We start from the raw sequence: 18,039 nt of genomic DNA on the forward strand, positions 1-18,039 counted from the left end.
GGTTGTTCAAAAAGGAGGGTGAAAAGGACCGAGCAGTTCGAGGCGGCGTAGCTTTGAGCAGCGGAACGTATGCAGTTAATACGTGAGCAGCGGAATAGCAAGCCAACGAAGAAATGCGAAGTGTCACTTTCACCGGAATTGATAGGAGAATGAAAAGTGAGTTTACATGTTGTACTATACCAACCAGAAATTCCAGCTAATACGGGTAACATTGGAAGAACATGCTTAGCAACGGATACTACCCTACATTTAATTCGTCCTCTTGGATTTTCAACGGATGATAAAATGGTTCGTCGTGCGGGTCTTGATTACTGGCAAAATGTAGATATCCATGAACATGATTCACTTGATGAGTTATATGATAAATATCCTGAAGGTGAATTTTATTATATTGAAAATTTTGGAACTAAACATTACACAGATTATGATTTTAGTGACCAAAATAAGGATATATTTTTCGTTTTTGGCAGAGAAACAAACGGAATACCAAAGGAATTGCTTGTTGGTAAAGAGGATCGATGCTTAAGAATTCATATGAATGACAAAGTACGTTCCTTGAATTTATCCAATACAGCGGCGATTATTGTTTACGAGGCACTAAGACAACAGAACTTTCCTAATCTGACATAAGAAAAGCGGAAGCGCCCGTTTAGCGACGTACGGACTGGACTGAGCCGTAGGAGATAAAGGAAACACGACGAACGTGGTGAGTCGATGTTGACTTTCACCGCAAGGGTATAAGTGCGACTAAGCCTCTGCAAGCAATCGGCAAGTCTTCTTTATCGTACGAAGGTGAAGGAAGTCTCGCTAGTCGTTGGGCGCTGGAGCTAGACATAAGAAAAGCGCTGGGGTTAGCCATAAAAAAACCGTCATGTTTTCATACATGGCGGTTTTAGTATTATTGATTATCTTTTGGAACTCCTGGTTTTGCTTCATAACCTGATTGGAAGATAGAAACTAGAAATGTAACAGTTACTCCTAAAATTAAAGCTAATTTCATATGTATTTCCTCCTTATTTAAGAAAATAGAGATACTATTATAATATAGTATAAATCAAAACGGTTTCAATGTTAACTAAAATTCAACACAAAATGTAAAGAGAATATTCAGTTATTTTTCGTAAAATATATAATTATTACGACAATTCATTTTCTTTACAAATATCGAGTAGATTTATTGTCTCCACCAATAAAATAAGGTATATTATTGGTGAAGGGCAGTATCTATCAATTATTAACCGTTTACATAAACGGAGAAAGTATTTATGGGGGTATTCATCGTGGTAGTAGGATTGGAAAAATCTGCTAAAAGATTTTGGGAACAATTTTATGGCCCAAATATTGGGTATGTACAGCAACAATATGAATTATTTAAAAATGATCCTGAAGCTGTTGAGCCATCAATGAAAGAAATATTTGAAAAATACGGTTCACCTGAGAAGCTAAACCAGCAAAATATGGAAGAATCTTCGAACATAGCGACTCTTCATGCGCCTTCGAATTTTGATGTAAAAAAGCTTACCTCAGCATTGAAACTTGTTGAGGCTATTCGTCGTTATGGTCATTTAGAAGCTGATATATACCCTGTATATCAACATAAAGACCCAATGTCTCATGAGATTGATCCAGAAACATATGGTATTACAGAAGAAGATTTAAGAACTATGCCAGCTAATTGGCTATGGGAACAATCCCCGGCTGGAGTTGAAAATGGTCTAGATGTATATAATACATTGAAAAAATATTATACTGGAACCATTACATTTGAGTATGATCATGTAAACAATGATGATGAAAGAAAATGGTTATTTGATTTAATTGAATCTGGTAATGCTAGATTAGAATTATCAAAGGATGAGAGAATTAAATTACTCGAGCGCTTAGCTCATGTAGAAGGTTTCGAATTATTTTTACAAAAAACATTTGTAGGACAGAAACGATTCTCCATCCAAGGTCTAGAAATGATGGTACCAATGTTAGATGAATTAGTTAATTTTGGTAATCAAGATAAAGTTGAAGATATAATGATGGGTATGGCACACCGTGGGCGTCTATCTGTACTTGCACATGTGCTTGGAAAACCAATCGATAAGATTTTTTCTGAGTTCCATCATTCATCAGATAAAGAATTAATACCTTCTGAAAGTTCTAGGAAAATTAATTACGGGTGGACTGGTGATGTTAAGTATCACTTTGGTGCACAAAGAGTAGTTAAAAATGGAAATCACACAACAAGAGTAACTTTAGCTCACAATCCATCACACTTGGAGTTTGTCAATCCAATTGTGGAAGGCTTTGCTCGAGCTGCACAAGATGATAGAAGTGAAACAGGCTATCCGAAACGTGATGTCGATAAAGCATTCAGTGTACTTATTCATGGAGATGCCGCATTTATCGGAGAAGGTGTTGTAGCAGAGACGCTTAACCTAAGTGGATTGCCTGGATATCATACTGGTGGTACCGTTCATATTATTGCTAATAACCTTTTAGGATATACGACAGATCGAGAAGATGGCCGTTCTACTAGGTATGCAAGTGATATGGCTAAAGGTTTTGAGATTCCAATTATTCGTGTAAATGCAGATGATCCTATTTCTTGTATGTCTGCAATTAAAATTGCCTATGAATACCGTAAAAAATTTAAAAAAGATTTTTTAATAGATTTAGTTGGCTACCGTCGTTTTGGTCATAATGAAATGGATGAACCGAGAACGACACAACCACTACTTTATAAAGAAATAGATAATCGTCCTTCCGTAACTTACGTATATGCCGCTTCACTCGAGAAAAATGGATATATCGATGAAGGAGACATAAAGCAAATTACGGAAAGAGTAGAGCAAGAATTCCGCGATATTTATAATGGTATGATTGAAAATGACTCGGTAGATTCAGAGCCGACTCCAATGCCAAGTGTTTTAAGGAATGGCTTAAATAAATTTGAAACTGGCGTTGAACTAGAATCGTTAAGAAAACTAAATAAAGATCTGTTAAAACGTCCTGAAGGTTTCAAAGGATTTAAGAAAACAGAAAGAATATTGAAACGTCGTGAAGACGCGCTTAAAGAGGGGAATAAAGCGGATTGGGGAACTGGTGAAGCATTAGCATATGCTTCCATACTAAAAGATGGAATTCCAATTCGCCTCACTGGCCAGGATACCGAACGTGGTACCTTCGCCCATCGTCATATGGTACTTAATGATGTGGAAACGGGTGAAAAGTATTGTCCGTTACATGGAATCGAGGATTCTAAAGCTACTTTCGAAATTAGAAATAGTCCACTTTCCGAAGTAGCTGTACTAGGATTCGAATATGGCTATAGTATTTATTCACCAGAGACATTAGTTATTTGGGAAGCTCAATTTGGCGATTTTGCCAATGTGGCGCAAGTAATGTTTGATCAATTTATTTCTTCCGCACGTGCTAAATGGGGAGATAAATCGAACTTAGTAATGTTACTTCCGCATGGATTTGAAGGTCAGGGGCCTGAACACTCTAGTGCTCGTCTAGAAAGATTTTTACAAATGGCCGCAGAAAATAACTGGATTATTGCTTATCCTACATCATCTGCACAATTCTTCCACTTGATGCGCCGACAAGCTAAATTAGGTGGAGAAGATGTTGCAAGACCATTAATTGTTATGACACCTAAGAGTAGTATGATTCGTAATCCAAGAATGGCATCTGAGGCAGGAGAATTTACAGATGTTAAATTTAAATCATTAAGAAACCAGCCAAACGTTGCAGTAAGTAAAGATGCAAAACGTTTATTAATTGGTACTGGTAAGATTATGGTAGACATTGAAGAAACAATGGATGAATCACGTGAAAACTATGATTGGTTACGTATTGTTCGATTGGAACAGATTTACCCATTCCCTCTGAAAGAATTAGAAGAGATGATGAATGAACTTCCAAATCTAGAAGAAGTTGTTTGGGTTCAAGAAGAACCGAGAAACATGGGAGCATGGGACTTTGTGGATGATTATATACGCCCATTATTAAAAGATGGACAAAAAATACGTTATATTGGTCGTCCAGATCGTTCAGCACCAGCTGTAGGATTACCAAACGTGCATAAATTTGAACAAAATCAAATAATACAACAAGCAATTAACCCTGAAGGAGGAAAATCCAGTGCAAGAAATTAAAATTCCAGAACTCGCAGAATCAATTACAGAAGGTACTATCGCTGAATGGCTTGTAAATGTAGGGGATAAGGTAGAAAAGGGAGACCCTATTGTAGAACTTGAAACAGATAAAGTAAACGTTGAAGTAAACTCAGATTTTTCAGGGGTAATTACAGAGGTTCTTCAAGAAGAAGGTAATGATGTATCAGTAGGAGACATTATTGCTAAATTAGATGAAAATGGAACAGCGGGAGCAGCACCAGCGCAAGAAGAAGCTCCTGAAAAGGATGAAGCAAAAGCGGCACCAGCAGCGGAAGCAAAGGCTCCACAAGCACAGGAGGAAGTAAGTAGCAATGCGGATGTTATCGCGACACCTGCAGCTAGAAAACGAGCGCGTGAATTAAATATTGATTTAAGTACGGTAACCCCACGTGACCCACTAGGTCGGGTTCGTCCAGATGATGTGGAAGCAGCGGCACAAGCAAGTGCAGCTCCAAAACAGGAAACTCAAGCGAAGAAAGAAGCACCTGCACAAGACACTAAACAGGAATTCGAAAAGCCGGTTGAGCGTATTAAAATGACAAGACGCCGCCAAACGATCGCAAGAAATCTTGTTTCTGTACAACAAGAGTCTGCAATGTTAACTACTTTTAATGAAGTAGATATGACTGCAATTATGAATTTGAGAAAAGAAAGAAAAGATAAATTTGTTGAAAAACATGGTGTAAAACTTGGATTTATGTCATTCTTTACTAAAGCAGTAGTAGGGGCATTAAAAGAATTCCCATTATTAAATGCGGAAATTCAAGGTAATGAACTTGTTTTGAAGAAATTCTACGATATCGGTATTGCTGTTTCTACGGATGATGGCTTAGTTGTGCCAGTTGTTCGGGATGCGGATCGACTAACATTCGCTGGTATTGAAAAAGAAATTTCTGACCTTGGTAAGAAGGCTCGAGATAATAAATTAGGGTTAAGTGATTTACAAGGTGGTACATTCTCTATTACTAATGGTGGAATCTTTGGATCTATGATGTCTACACCAATTCTGAATGCACCACAAGTAGGAATTTTAGGAATGCATAGTATACAAAAACGCGCGATGGTAATGCCTGATGATTCTATAGAAGTTCGTCCTATGATGTACCTTGCTCTATCATATGATCACCGAATTGTGGACGGAAAAGAAGCAGTTAGTTTCCTAGTTCGTGTGAAAGAAATGCTAGAGGATCCAGAAACGTTATTGTTAGAAGGTTAATTATATATGGAACCCTCGTATTGACTGATTGGTTAATACGAGGGTTTTTTTCTGCTTTTTATGGCAAACTAAAAAGAACTTTTCCATTGCAATTTATGTTAAAAACGAATATTATATAGAATGTTGGTTTTATTATTCGGAAAGATAGGTGTTTGAAATGGAGAACTTCTTTAAACTAAAACAAAATAATACAAATATCCGAACAGAAGTAACTGCGGGAATTACAACATTTTTAACAATGGCTTATATTATAATTGTAAATCCAGCTATTTTATCGGCCGCGGGTGTTCCATTTGAACAGGTGTTTATGGCTACTGTTATCTCCGCAGTTGTTGGTACATTAATGATGGGATTACTTGCAAATTATCCAATAGCGATAGCGCCGGGAATGGGATTAAACGCATACTTCACTAGTGTTGTAGTAACACAAGGTTTATCTTATCAAGTTGTTTTTGGAGCGGTTTTTATAGCCGGTTTACTCTTTTTAATATTAACTTTTACTAAATTACGTGAAACAGTTATCACGGCTATTCCTGATTCATTAAAGTATGGAATTACGTCTGGGATTGGTTTATTTATTGCATTTGTTGGATTAAAAAATGCAGGAATCATAAGTACCAATGAAGTAAATATGATTGGGTTAGGGGATTTGACAAACCCAATGGTTGTATTATCAATAGTTGGATTATTCATTACTTTGATTTTATACACTTTAAAAGTTCAAGGTGCATTATTTTTTGGAATGGTAGCTACAGGTATAATTGCCTTTTTTACCGGACAATTACACTTTGAGGGAGTAATGGAAACACCTCCATCCCCTGTGTTTTTTGATGTGGATATTGCTGGTGTTTTTACGAATGGTCTTTATACAGTAATAGTGGCATTCTTATTAGTTACATTGTTTGACACAACTGGAACGATGGTTGGTGTTGCCGAACAAGCAGGATATATGAAAAATGGAAAAATGAAGAATGCTAAAGAAGCATTGCTATCAGACGCTACTGCAACAACAGTAGGATCCATGTTTGGAACAAGTCCATCTACTGCATATATAGAATCTAGTTCTGGTGTTGCGGCTGGAGGAAGAACAGGACTTACTTCGGTAGTTGTTGCCATATTGTTTATTGTTTCTATTTTCTTTACTCCTATTATCGAAGTGATTGCGGGTGTTCCGGCTATTACTTCTCCAGTTTTAATTATAGTTGGAAGTTTTATGATGGAAGGGTTAGCGAAAGTAAATTGGCGAGAATTTGATGAAGCATTTTCAGCGTTTGCCGTTATTTTAATGATGCCCCTCACCTCTAGTATTGCAACGGGAATAGCAGTTGGTTTTATTATTTATCCAATCCTCAAATTAATTAGCGGTAAAGGGAAGAATGTTCATTGGATTATTTACGTGTTTGGTTTTATTTTCCTCCTACAAATGATTTTCTTTCCAATGCATTAAGCATAAAAGCGCCGTTGGGAAGTGAAGGAAGTTCTGCTAGTCGCTGAAGCTGGACGGGCTTTTCTTAAGTCAAGAATTAATTAGCTTAATTTTACTTAATTGCATAAAGGGATAACGATTTCGGTTTATCGTAGGCGTATATTGACTACAAATTGTATATCAATTTGTAGTCAATTTTTTATTTGTAGAAGAATTGTCCATTGAATTCTTATCATGGAAGATTAGGAGCATATTTACGGTAAAGTAAGCCGAGATAGAGCTTGTCACGGAAGACTAGGAGCGGAATTAAGGTAAAGTAAGCCGAGATAGAGCTTGTCACGGAAGACTAGGAGCGTATTTACGTTAAAGTAAGCCGAGATAGAGCTTGTCACGGAAGACTAGGAGCGGATTTAAGGTAGAGTAAGCCGAGATAGAGCTTGTCACGGAAGACTAGGAGCGGATTTAAGGTAGAGTAAGCCGAGATAGAGCTTGTCACGGTAGACTAGGAATGAATATCCGGTAAAGTAAGCCGAGATAGAGCTTATCACGGTAGACTAGGAACGAATATCCGGTAAAGTAAACCGAGACCCCACTATTCACAATGGATATTGTGCCTATCCGGTTTATATTGTTAATCATTTGCTCGTTTAATGGTGAAAGTTACTCTATTAATGGGATAAGTATAAAAAATAAATCATAGGAAATAAGATAGGTATTTTAGCATGGTGATATTATTTTTAAAAATTCATGTTAAACCTTTAAGTTAAAGGGTATAACTAAAATGGATTGAAAAGGAGGAATTTCAATGGACATTTTATTAGGAATTTTAGCTATTATCTTGGTTCTAGTAATTGCTTATTTCATGTCCAATGATAAAAAAAGAATTAACTATATAGGCGTAGGTATTATGCTGCTACTTCAGTTGATTGTTACTTGGTTTATGTTTAAAACTGAAATAGGAACAAAAATTATTAATGGGATTTCTGCTATGTTTAATAAATTAATTGAATTTGGAAGTGCGGGGATTCAGTTTGTTGTTGGTGGATTTGTCATAGATGAGGGAGGCGTTTTCTTCTTTAATGTTTTACTTCTCATTATCTTCTTTGCAACCCTTTTATCTGTGTTAACCTACTTACGAATTCTTCCTACCATTATTAAATGGATAGGTGGATTGATTTCTAAAATTACTGGTTTACCAAAGATTGAATCGTTTAATGCGGTGAACAGTATCTTTTTTGGACAATCAGAGGCGATTATTGCCATTCGCTCTCAATTTCATTATTTGGATAGTAACCGTCTATTCATTGTTTGTGCGTCTGCCATGAGCTCGGTATCGGCATCTATCGTAGGATCGTATATTTTAATACTTCCTCCAGAATATATATTAGTTGCCTTACCTTTGAACATGTTTAGTGCTTTAATTGTTGCGTCTATTATGGTACCAGTTCATGTCCCAAAAGAAGAAGACCATGTCGATATTAAAGATGTATCTAGTGATAAGAGTATTTTTGAAGCGATGGGGAATGGAGCGCTAGAGGGTGGAAAAATAGCCTTAATTGTAGCAGCAATGTTAATCGCGTTTATTGCTTCACTTGAATTGGTAAACTGGTTGGTACAATTGGTTTTTGCTGGTTTAACGTTACAAGCTATTTTAGGTTATATATTTGCTCCATTTGTATTTTTAATGGGTATACCATGGAATGAAGTAGTACAAGCTGGGGCTATTATGGGAACTAAAATTGTAACTAATGAGTTTGTTGCAATGCTCGAATTTCAACCGATGTTAGATCAGATGTCTGAAAAAACGATTGCGGTTGTAACCGTATTTTTAACTAGCTTTGCCAACTTTTCTTCCATTGGAATTATTGCAGGATCTGTAAAAGGGATTGATAGCGCAAAAGCTTCCATTGTTTCGGGATTTGGGATGAAGTTATTATTAAATGCGATTTTAACTTCAATATTATCAGCTACTTTTGTTGGGCTTTTTATAAGATAAAGGTAGTAAGGATCTTATTTGGGGAAAAATCCCTCAAAGATAAAAAGGGCCCATCTGTATACTTCATACAGACGGGTTCTCTTTCAAATCTCTATATTTTTTATGCAATACAAACATTCTCCAAAATAGGGCAATTGCTCCGCAGCTCAAGCCTACCGTAATTCCAACCCAGTAACCAAATGGTTCAAGCGAAGTATAATTAGCTAACAACCAACCTGTTGGTAATCCGATTAACCAGTAAGATACTAAAGCAATAATTAACGTTATGTTTACATCTTTATATCCACGCAATACGCCTTGAATCGGTGCACCAAATGCATCAGCCACTTGATAAAAAATCGCAAAAGTAATGAACTGGGTTGTTAATTCAATAACCTCTGGATTTGAATTATAAAGCGTAGAGACGGGACCTCTTAATACATACAGAATGGCTCCATTTAATATTGCAATAAAAATAGATCCGCTTATTCCAATATAAGCATACGTTCGTGCTTCCTTAAAGCGTTTAGCACCAATCTCAAAACCGATAGGAATGGTTAATGCCATTCCCACGCTTAGTGGAATCATATATAATAATGATGCAAAATTCATTGCAGCTTGGTGTGCTGCTATGGTATAGGTGCTATATACACTCATTAAAATCGTTACAGCTGAAAAAATACTAGTTTCAAAGAACATAGCAAATCCTATTGGTGTACCAATTTTTAATTGTTCTCCCCAAGTTTTTATTTTGGGAAAAGCCCAATCTGACAATACATGGTACGAACGAAATGGGGAGACTTTTTTAGTAACGATAAGTGCGATAATACAGACAATCCAATAAGTTAGTGCAGTTGCAATTCCAGCTCCAATTCCACCAAATTGGGGTATACCTAGCTTACCGAAAATAAAAATATAGTTAAAGATAATATTGATTGGCAAAGATATTAGAATAATCATCATGGAAATTCTCGTTTGACCTAGGGCATCCATGAAATTTCGAAGTGTACTGTAAATGAAGAGTGGAATAATCCCTACTCCTAAAGAAATAAGGTAATATTTTGCGATATGGTGTACTTCCGGTTCTAAATCCATTAGGCTTAAAATGGGATTAAGGGCTAACCCGCCGACAATGATGACGATAAGCCCAAGAGCAATGGCTAAATAGATACTTTGTTGTATTTTATTTGAAACGAGATGATTTTTCCCCGCGCCAGTAATTTGCGCTATAATAGGAGTTATTGCTAAAAGAATACCATTTATAGCGGTCAAGACAGGTACCCAAAGACTGGATCCTATGGCAACCCCAGCTAAATCAGCTGCGCCTGCTTGGCCAGACATAACGGTATCAAAAAAGTTCATTAAAAAGATTCCGAGTTGAGTTACTAAGATAGGGATTAAAATCATAGTAAATAATTTAAACTTTTCTTTTAAAGAAGATGTTTCATACATAATATAGCATTCCTTTTTTGTATAATGGAAAATAAACGCATAAGACTCATTATAACTCAATAAGATATTTACGGGAAGAAAGGACGTACATAAATGAATACGAAACGAATATTATTCACTGGTGGTGGAACGGCGGGACATGTCATTGTTAATTTAGCTCTCATTCCATATTACCAGGAAAAAGGTTGGGATATCGATTATATCGGATCGTACAATGGAATTGAACGAGATTTGATTACATCATTAAAAGGTGTTACATATCATCCAATCTCAACAGGGAAATTAAGAAGATATATTTCAAAAGAAAATATAAAAGATCCTTTTAAAGTGCTAAAAGGAACGATGCAGGCCTATCAAATAATAAGGAAGCGAAAGCCATCCGTTATTTTTTCAAAAGGTGGTTTCGTTTCCGTACCAGTTGTAGCAGCTGCTAAGCTTCGTGGTGTACCGACCATTATCCATGAGTCTGACTATACTCCGGGATTAGCGAATAAACTATCGATTCCATTCGCGAAAAAAGTGTTAGCTACATTTCCGGAAACGATGCAGTATTTACCAGAAGATAAATCAGAACATGTTGGGGCTGTCATTCGTGAGGAACTTTTCCAAGGTAATCGCGATAATGGGTTAAAAGTTGCAGGATTAACAAAAGAAAAGCCGGTTCTTCTCATCATGGGGGGCAGTGGAGGTTCACAAAAAATTAATGAAACCGTAAGAAATAGTTTATCCGAGCTATTACATACGTTTCAAATTATTCATATATGCGGTAAAGACAAGGTAGATCATTCAATTAAGGAAAAAGGGTATGTTCAATTTGAATATGTCAATGAGGAATTAAAGGATATATTTGCTACTACTGATTTTGTTCTATCGAGAGCTGGTTCCAATGCTATTTTTGAATTTTTAGCTTTACGAATTCCCATGTTGCTTATTCCTCTTTCTAGGGCAGCGAGCAGGGGAGACCAAATTGTAAATGCCAAATCATTTAAAAATAAAAACTATGCTCAAGTGTTAGAGGAGGAGCAATTAACAGAGGAGACGTTAGTGGAAGAACTACTTCGCTTGAAAAAAGTTGCTCCAGTTATGATTGATCATATGAAAGAATTTAAAAGTGAAAAAGCCCGTGACAGAGTTATTGAGATTATAAAGGAAGTACGAAAATAATCAAAAAGGAGGCTGGGACAAAAGTTTTTTAACCACATAAAATCCGAACATGGTTGAGCGAATAATCGCTCCGGAAATATACTTCGCTTTCACTTCCAGTACAGGGGCGACATCTGCTCGAAAAACCCTCGCAGTGTCTACCTTGCCGTGGGCGGCTGGTGAGCCACCTTGTGCTATCGCACTGTGGTGTCTCACCTAGGCCTTTCCTCCCACTTGAGTCTACGTATATTTCCTCCGCTTAGATAGCGGATTGTTCGCCTTTAGGATTAAGCACTTTTGTTATGTCCCAGCCTCGATTTACTTCTATTCTGTTGTACCAGTATGCATAATATCTACATTTACATTAAAGTCTACAGAGATTTTTGGATATTTCTCATCCCACTCTTCTTCAGTAATTAAACCTTGCTTTTTGGCAATACGATATATTTTACCATATCCGAATGGATCGACATTAGCTTCTTGTGTTTTATTTAGTAACCCCTCAAATTGCTTTTTAAACTCTTTTTCTAATTCTTTTTCCAAAACTTTTGTAACCCCTCTTTTGTTAATTTTAATATCGTCGTATATTTCCAATAAATCAATTTTCATACTAATGTCTGTTTCATACGTTAAATTTTTAAAATTTTTCATGTTTGTCTTACTTTTACCCTCGACAATAAGGAAATTTAACGGAACTTCTTGTTTTTCCTGATTTTGTTCGTGTAGGATGAGAGGAGATTCGTCATGATATTTTTCAACAGGTTTCGATGGTATGGCCATTTCAAATGGAGTATCTTTTATATCATCTATAATCAGCTTTAATAACAGACTTTCTTTAAGAGATATTTCTAATGCCAGTTGATCATTATGAAAAAGACCCAAACCTTTAAGGGTAGGAACTCCATCTTTTAAACCAACTATAGGTATTACTCCGTCTTGGCCCGTTGTAGCAGCTCTTCGGGAGAAATCCTGAAGGGAAGAAGAAGGAATATTACCCACTTCTGTTTCTTTTTCAAGTAGCTCATCTAAAAATTTTCCAACTCGGGAGGCTTCTTCAGATTTTGCATTAAATATTTCTTTAGCCGTTTCCTCCGCTACCACTAGGTACATCGTATCAGATGTTCTGGCATCTCGTACGGAGCTCATTATATATGAGCTTATTCCTCTTTCAGCTATTCCCTTTCCGTAAATTTCCGCATTAAGTTGACCTTCTCTTAATTTATAACTAACTTGTCTTGCAATAACTTCCCTCGCCCCTTTTAATGTTTTACCAACGCCTGAAACCGTACCATATATACTATCTGATTGAGGATCAAATCGCATGAAATTAACCGTTTTCTCGATTTTATCATCTTCCGCAACATCTATTCCCCGTGCAGTAATAATCGCAAGTTCCTCTATGACATTCGTTTCAACACAACCAGTAAGGAAAATTAAAGCTAAACTAATCATTCCAAGTTGAATTTTTTTTCGCACGATAATCACTTCCTATTTTCTATAAGTCGTTTTTTTATTAGAACGATAGGCAATAGGATAAAAGGATAAATATAGACTAGCCAAAATCCCAATTGAGCTGAAAGGTCGATAACCTTCTGTATTAAAAAATGTTCATAAAAAAATGGACTAGCTGCGAGTATGAGGAAAGAAACGATATAAAGTGTATATTTTTGTGGTATTTTATACATTCGTTTCAACCCATAAGTTATTCCCCACATTAGTAAGATCATATTAGATATAACGATGATCATCCAACTGGATACAACGATATAGTCAAATCTTTCAATAAAGGAAAAACGTTGAATTTTATATAAACTAAGCAAAATCCATTCTCTCGTACTTATTTCACTGAAACTTAAATATCCCATAACTATAATAGTAACGAATAACATGATCAAAGTTGTCCAACTAACAGCTAGAAATAGAGGGAATTTAATCTTTTTTTTGTTTTTTATATATGGATATAGAACTAATATAATTTCAAAACCAAGAAATGAATACCCACTTAGTTTAGTCCCCTTTAATATATCAGGGAATGGGGCTTCGAATATTGGTAACAGATGAGTGAAATCCATTTGTAATGCAGGTTGAATTAATGGAAATAAAATCCAATTAGAATAAATACCAAATACAGTACAAACACCTACAACGACCCGGATACCCCCAAGAACACTATAAATGACTAAACAAAGGATTAAAAAACTCAATACAAAAATTGAAATGTTCGGGAAAATGAAGACCCTAACAATCTCAATGTAAGTAATTAATAAAGAGAACATGGAAATAGCAAAGTGTATGAGGAATAGTGTTCCTATTAATTTTCCAATCCATTTTCCGAAAATGTCAACGTGGATTCCGAAAACATCGGAGTTATCATACTGTTTAAGAATAAGTAACATGGCAATAAGTACACAAACGATATAAGCATAAGCTATAAGAATCGAAATCCATGAGTCTTGAAGGGCTTCCATAACAACAATCCTAGGAAACCCAATTAGACCAACTCCAATTTGAATAGATACAACAATGAAGAAGACGTAAAAAGCACGTATTTTTAAGTTTTCTTTCACTTTTATATTAATATCCATCGTTCCACCTACTCATCAATATCCTTTTTCTTTTTTGCTTTTTCACGACTATAACGAATTAAGTTTTTTGGACGATATGACTTAAATCTTTTATTTTCGAATTCAGTTGGCAAACGAAAAAATACTTTATTAAAGTCTTGAAGTCTTAATGGATATAGAGGAGATAAATAAGGTCTACCAAGCGAATTCAATTTAAGTAAGTGAATGACTAAGAAACAAAGACCAAAAGCTAATCCTAACATTCCTAAATATCCGCCAAGAATGATCATAGGGAATCGTATAACTCTAGCTGTTGTACCCATCCAATAATTAGGTGCTGTAAAAGATGCTAGAGCACTTAAGGCAACGAAAATGATAAGAACATTACTTGTAATTCCAGCTTCTACTGCTGCCGTTCCTACAACTACACCACCAACGATACCGATTGTTTGTCCAACTTTGGTTGGGAGTCGTGCTCCAGATTCCCGGAGTAATTCAATCATTAGTTCTAAAACCAAAGCTTCAATTAAAGGAGTAAATGGAACTCCCGCCCTGGATTGACCTAAGTTTATCAACAATGGTGTTGGGATGATTTCATAATGAAACATTACTGCAGCCACATACAATGGTGTCATAATAGTGGAAAGAATAAATGAAAGAAATCGTAATGCTCTTAAAAAACTCCCAATATTCCAACGCATATAAAGGTCTTCCGTTGATTCAAAAAAACTAAAAAAGGTAGTTGGTGCAATTAGTGCTGTGGGGCTGTTTTCTACTAATACTCCAATTCTTCCTCGGTTAATACTATAACTAAAGCGATCTGGCAATTGAGTTGTCATAAACAAGGGGAAAATAGTAGAGGAAGAGTCCTCTATATATTGCATCAATACCGAACTGTCATCTACAACATCAATTTCTAGCTCATTAATCCTCTGTTTCATCGTATTAACATCTGCCTCGTTGGCTAATGACTTCAAGTAAATGATGCGTACTTCCCTTGGTTCTCGTTCTCCAACCAGGAATCTTTCTAAAACTAAATCTTTAGATCTTATCGTCCAACGAACAATATTTAGATTCGTAATCATTGATTCTGTAAAACCTATTTTTGGACCTAATACGACCGATTCCGTTTCAGATTGTTGTAAGGAACGTTTTTCTTTTTTTGAAATAAGATAGGCAATAACACTATCTTCTCCTTCTATATAAACAAATACGCCACCAATTAATAAATCTGTTAGTATATCATTCAATGACTGGACAGTTTTTGCCCTACTTAAAGGAATTTCATTCATAATAGTAGAATTGTTCCACTCAATATCCTTCTCGAGAAATGGTGCATATAAGTATTCTTCCACCATGTTTCCTTCAACTTGGTAAGCAATGAAAAAAATCATTGCTTTTTTACCTTGTTTTTCGAATTTAGAAATAGTAAGGTCCGGGTTATTTTCAAATTTACTATTCAATAATTCTTCTAATTCTTCAATGGTGATTGGAAAAATATTATCTTTTTTCATAAACCGATTTTTCCTCATTAGTATGCCCTCCACATAGTGAAGCATTCATTTCATTGGTATAGTATGAGGAAAAAAGAGAAATTTTATGTAAGAACAAAAAAACTATCGCAAAAATTTGCGATAGTTTTTTTTACTTAACTTAATCTTCCCTAGTAACTACATCTACTTTCCCAGTACCTGGATCGATTACTAGTCCGTGAACTTTAATGCCTTCAGGTAAGAGTGGGTGATTGCGAATAATTTCTACACTTTGCTCAACAGATTCTTCAACCGTATTAAAACCATGGAATTCATCATGAAAATCAATTCCTGAATGTTTTAATGTGTCAATCGTTTCTTGTTTAATTCCACGGTCTGTCATACTATCTGTTAAAGCCTCAATATCCACGTGAGACATTCCACAATCATGGTGGCCAATCACAGCTACTTCATCCGCTTTTAAATTATAGATTGCAACTAAAATACTTTTCATAATACTATCAAATGGCTTACGGATGATGGCACCAGCATTTTTCACCATTTTCACATCACCGTTCTGAATATTCAAAGAGCGATGTAATAATTCAACCAGTCTTGATTCCATACAAGTGAAAATAACCATTTTTTTATTTGGATATGTATCCGTCGTGTAAGCTTCATATTCTTTGTTCTCTACGAATTTCTTATTAAATTCTAACATTTCATCAAGATGCATTTCTAATCAACTCCATTTCTTTTATAAAATAATATCAGATTTTGTAGGAAAGTTGTAACAATTTTGTCTTGAAAAGTAAAAATAATTATAAACATTAACTAAGGTATTCCCCGATGTCTGAAGCAAATGCCATAGCGCGCTTTATGCTCCCGAAAGAAGGGGAATTAGTGTGTATTGGTAGAATAGAGCTGTTCTATGCTCCCGAAAGAAGGGGAATTAGTGTGTGTTGGTGAATAGGGCTGTTCCATGCTCCCGAAAGAAGGGGAATTAGTGTAGAACGGTCGAATAGAGCTGGCACTTATACTTATCCATACGATATTGCGAATAATCAAAGTTTCAGAAAGAAGGTTTTATAATTTCCTGCAAATTAAAAATAACATAGTTAATTCATGCATGGTATAATGGTATAAATATGACAGAATTATTTTATTTACAAATGAACGTATATTGCTCGAGGTGATATATGGATAAGAAAAATAATGATAGACTAGATATTATTGATGAAGATTTATATGAAGAAATTGATGATGAGGAATTATATGAACTTGTCCAGGAAGAACGCAGGAAAGTTTTAGAGAAAGAGAAAATGAGAAAGCATGAACCACCAAAACGCCCATTTCCGAAATGGGCGTTTTGGTTAATTGCTATTACTATGATTTTTAGTATGTTTTCTACTATTCCAGAAACGTTTTCTATACCTGCAATAGAGTTTTTAAAGAAGTCAGCAACCTTATCTATGAATGAAGATATTCAACAATATAAAAAAGCAGTGGTAGTTGTCGAATCTGAAAATAGTAAGGGGACAGGGTTTGCTATTTCAAATGATGGGTTTATCTTAACGAATCATCACGTCATTGAAAATAAACGAGAAATTGTAGTGGCATTTCCGGATAATGGACTTTTTGAAGCAGAAATATTAAATACATATCCTTCTATTGATTTGGCTTTAATAAAAGTAGAAGGAGAAGACTTACCATATTTAACATTATCAGATACTTCTTTTGACGTGGAAGAAGAAATACAATTTATTGGAAATCCATTACGATTTAACGGAATTGCAAATGAAGGACACATTATTGGAACTACCATATTAAAGGATTGGGAAGAAAAAGTTGTGATGATCAAAGCCCCTGTATATCGCGGTAATAGTGGAAGTCCTGTATTAAATCAGACAGGGGAAGTAATCGGAGTTATTTTCGCGACATTAGATCACGAGTCGCATGGTAAAGTTGGGTTATTTGTTCCTATTCAGTTATTTTTGGAGTAAGTAGCATAAAAACATTGTTTATTAAATCTTTTCCTAGGAAAGGCCACGTCCAGCTCCAGCGCCCAGCAACTAGCAGATCCTTTTGATGGGATGAGCTTTAGCGTAGTCCCAAACTTCACACTCTTCCACTACGATAAAGAAGACTTGCCGATTGATGAAATCAGAGGCCTAGTCGCACTTATACTCTTGTGGTGAAAGTCAACATCGGCTTAGGACATTAGGGAAGGCCGACTAAGAACGGGCTTTGCGCCCAACGTCGGCACACCTCTATGAAGAGGCGTGTTTTCTTTATCTCATTGCAGAAAAGGAATGTCCAATTAAAACCGCTGCTTTGCGCGGCAACATCGGACCACCTGGCATGGCCAGGCGCAGTTTGTACGTTGCTAAACGGGCGCTTGCGCTTTTGATTTTAACACGAAAATGAAATATATGGTCACGGAGATTTAAATAAATTGTAATGCTTTTGAGATAGCTTCTCTACATTGGTTGCGATACGATAGGGTATGTCGAAGTGAATCGAAAAGTGTCGTGACACGAATTAGAAAATGGTGGAATAGAAATGTTAGTTTCTTTAGTAAGTCAAATAAATAATAATAGTAGGGAACCACACCCAAAA

The 18,039-nt window shown here is 35.8% G+C and carries 12 protein-coding genes; 7 read left to right on the forward strand and 5 right to left on the reverse strand.

Going from position 1 to position 18,039, the window contains the following annotated elements; genetic code table 11:
- The first annotated feature begins 156 nt into the window (after nt 1-156).
- The 5 genes from trmL to A9178_RS12180 all read left to right on the forward strand — a co-directional run bounded on the left by trmL (nt 157) and on the right by A9178_RS12180 (nt 8,810).
- Nucleotides 157-630 carry a tRNA (uridine(34)/cytosine(34)/5-carboxymethylaminomethyluridine(34)-2'-O)-methyltransferase TrmL gene (trmL, locus tag A9178_RS12160; RefSeq protein WP_068675642.1) on the forward strand — a complete coding sequence of 158 codons (474 nt, stop codon included), beginning with the start codon at nt 157-159 and terminating at the stop codon, nt 628-630.
- A 635-nt stretch (nt 631-1,265) separates the two neighbouring features.
- On the forward strand, nt 1,266-4,151 hold the full coding sequence (locus tag A9178_RS12165) for a 2-oxoglutarate dehydrogenase E1 component (protein ID WP_068675644.1): 2,886 nt from the start codon (nt 1,266-1,268) through the stop codon (nt 4,149-4,151).
- Complete coding sequence (odhB, locus tag A9178_RS12170) at nt 4,138-5,388, forward strand: 2-oxoglutarate dehydrogenase complex dihydrolipoyllysine-residue succinyltransferase (protein WP_068675646.1); 1,251 nt, start codon at nt 4,138-4,140, stop codon at nt 5,386-5,388. Before A9178_RS12165 ends, odhB begins: the two co-directional genes overlap by 14 nt.
- 157 nt (nt 5,389-5,545) lie before the next feature.
- Entirely contained in the window at nt 5,546-6,835 is a 1,290-nt protein-coding gene (locus A9178_RS12175; RefSeq protein ID WP_068675648.1) for an NCS2 family permease, read from the forward strand.
- 784 nt (nt 6,836-7,619) lie between these two features.
- Complete coding sequence (locus tag A9178_RS12180) at nt 7,620-8,810, forward strand: NupC/NupG family nucleoside CNT transporter (protein ID WP_068675650.1); 1,191 nt, start codon at nt 7,620-7,622, stop codon at nt 8,808-8,810.
- Nucleotides 8,811-8,873: 63 nt separating this feature from the next.
- Here A9178_RS12180 and A9178_RS12185 read toward each other — a convergent pair whose 3' ends face one another.
- Complete coding sequence (locus A9178_RS12185) at nt 8,874-10,241, reverse strand: MATE family efflux transporter (RefSeq protein WP_068675652.1); 1,368 nt, start codon at nt 10,239-10,241, stop codon at nt 8,874-8,876.
- A 93-nt stretch (nt 10,242-10,334) separates the two neighbouring features.
- Here A9178_RS12185 and A9178_RS12190 point away from each other — a divergent pair, with 93 nt between their 5' ends.
- Nucleotides 10,335-11,405: an undecaprenyldiphospho-muramoylpentapeptide beta-N-acetylglucosaminyltransferase gene (locus tag A9178_RS12190; protein ID WP_068675654.1), complete on the forward strand. Its 1,071-nt coding sequence runs from the start codon at nt 10,335-10,337 to the stop codon at nt 11,403-11,405.
- A gap of 303 nt (nt 11,406-11,708) precedes the next feature.
- Here the strand turns inward: A9178_RS12190 and A9178_RS12200 are convergent, their stop codons facing one another.
- The 4 genes from A9178_RS12200 to A9178_RS12215 form a co-directional block, all read right to left on the reverse strand.
- On the reverse strand, nt 11,709-12,860 hold the full coding sequence (locus A9178_RS12200; RefSeq protein ID WP_068675658.1) for a Ger(x)C family spore germination protein: 1,152 nt from the start codon (nt 12,858-12,860) through the stop codon (nt 11,709-11,711).
- Between the two features lie 5 nt (nt 12,861-12,865).
- Nucleotides 12,866-13,969 (reverse strand): GerAB/ArcD/ProY family transporter, encoded by a 1,104-nt coding sequence (locus A9178_RS12205; RefSeq protein ID WP_068675660.1) that lies wholly within the window; start codon nt 13,967-13,969, stop codon nt 12,866-12,868.
- An 8-nt stretch (nt 13,970-13,977) separates the two neighbouring features.
- A complete protein-coding gene (locus A9178_RS12210) occupies nt 13,978-15,480 on the reverse strand; it encodes a spore germination protein (protein WP_082918186.1) in 1,503 nt (500 codons plus the stop codon).
- A 121-nt stretch (nt 15,481-15,601) separates the two neighbouring features.
- Complete coding sequence (locus tag A9178_RS12215; protein ID WP_068675662.1) at nt 15,602-16,156, reverse strand: beta-class carbonic anhydrase; 555 nt, start codon at nt 16,154-16,156, stop codon at nt 15,602-15,604.
- A gap of 463 nt (nt 16,157-16,619) precedes the next feature.
- Between A9178_RS12215 and A9178_RS12220 the strand changes: the two genes are divergently transcribed.
- Entirely contained in the window at nt 16,620-17,423 is an 804-nt protein-coding gene (locus A9178_RS12220) for a S1C family serine protease (protein WP_068675664.1), read from the forward strand.
- The last annotated feature ends 616 nt before the right edge of the window (nt 17,424-18,039 follow it).

This window comes from Oceanobacillus sp. Castelsardo, from assembly GCF_001659985.1.
Lineage (GTDB): Bacteria > Bacillota > Bacilli > Bacillales > Amphibacillaceae > Oceanobacillus.

Excerpts from the sequence above, each read along its gene's own strand:
- A9178_RS12165 (WP_068675644.1), top strand. The coding sequence starts at position 1,266 with ATGGGGGTATTCATCGTGGTAGTAGGATTGGAAAAATCTGCTAAAAGA.
- A9178_RS12175 (WP_068675648.1), top strand. The coding sequence starts at position 5,546 with ATGGAGAACTTCTTTAAACTAAAACAAAATAATACAAATATCCGAACA.
- A9178_RS12180 (WP_068675650.1), top strand. The coding sequence starts at position 7,620 with ATGGACATTTTATTAGGAATTTTAGCTATTATCTTGGTTCTAGTAATT.
- A9178_RS12185 (WP_068675652.1), bottom strand. The coding sequence starts at position 10,241 with ATGTATGAAACATCTTCTTTAAAAGAAAAGTTTAAATTATTTACTATG.
- A9178_RS12190 (WP_068675654.1), top strand. The coding sequence starts at position 10,335 with ATGAATACGAAACGAATATTATTCACTGGTGGTGGAACGGCGGGACAT.
- A9178_RS12205 (WP_068675660.1), bottom strand. The coding sequence starts at position 13,969 with ATGGATATTAATATAAAAGTGAAAGAAAACTTAAAAATACGTGCTTTT.
- A9178_RS12210 (WP_082918186.1), bottom strand. The coding sequence starts at position 15,480 with ATGAGGAAAAATCGGTTTATGAAAAAAGATAATATTTTTCCAATCACC.
- A9178_RS12215 (WP_068675662.1), bottom strand. The coding sequence starts at position 16,156 with ATGCATCTTGATGAAATGTTAGAATTTAATAAGAAATTCGTAGAGAAC.
- A9178_RS12220 (WP_068675664.1), top strand. The coding sequence starts at position 16,620 with ATGGATAAGAAAAATAATGATAGACTAGATATTATTGATGAAGATTTA.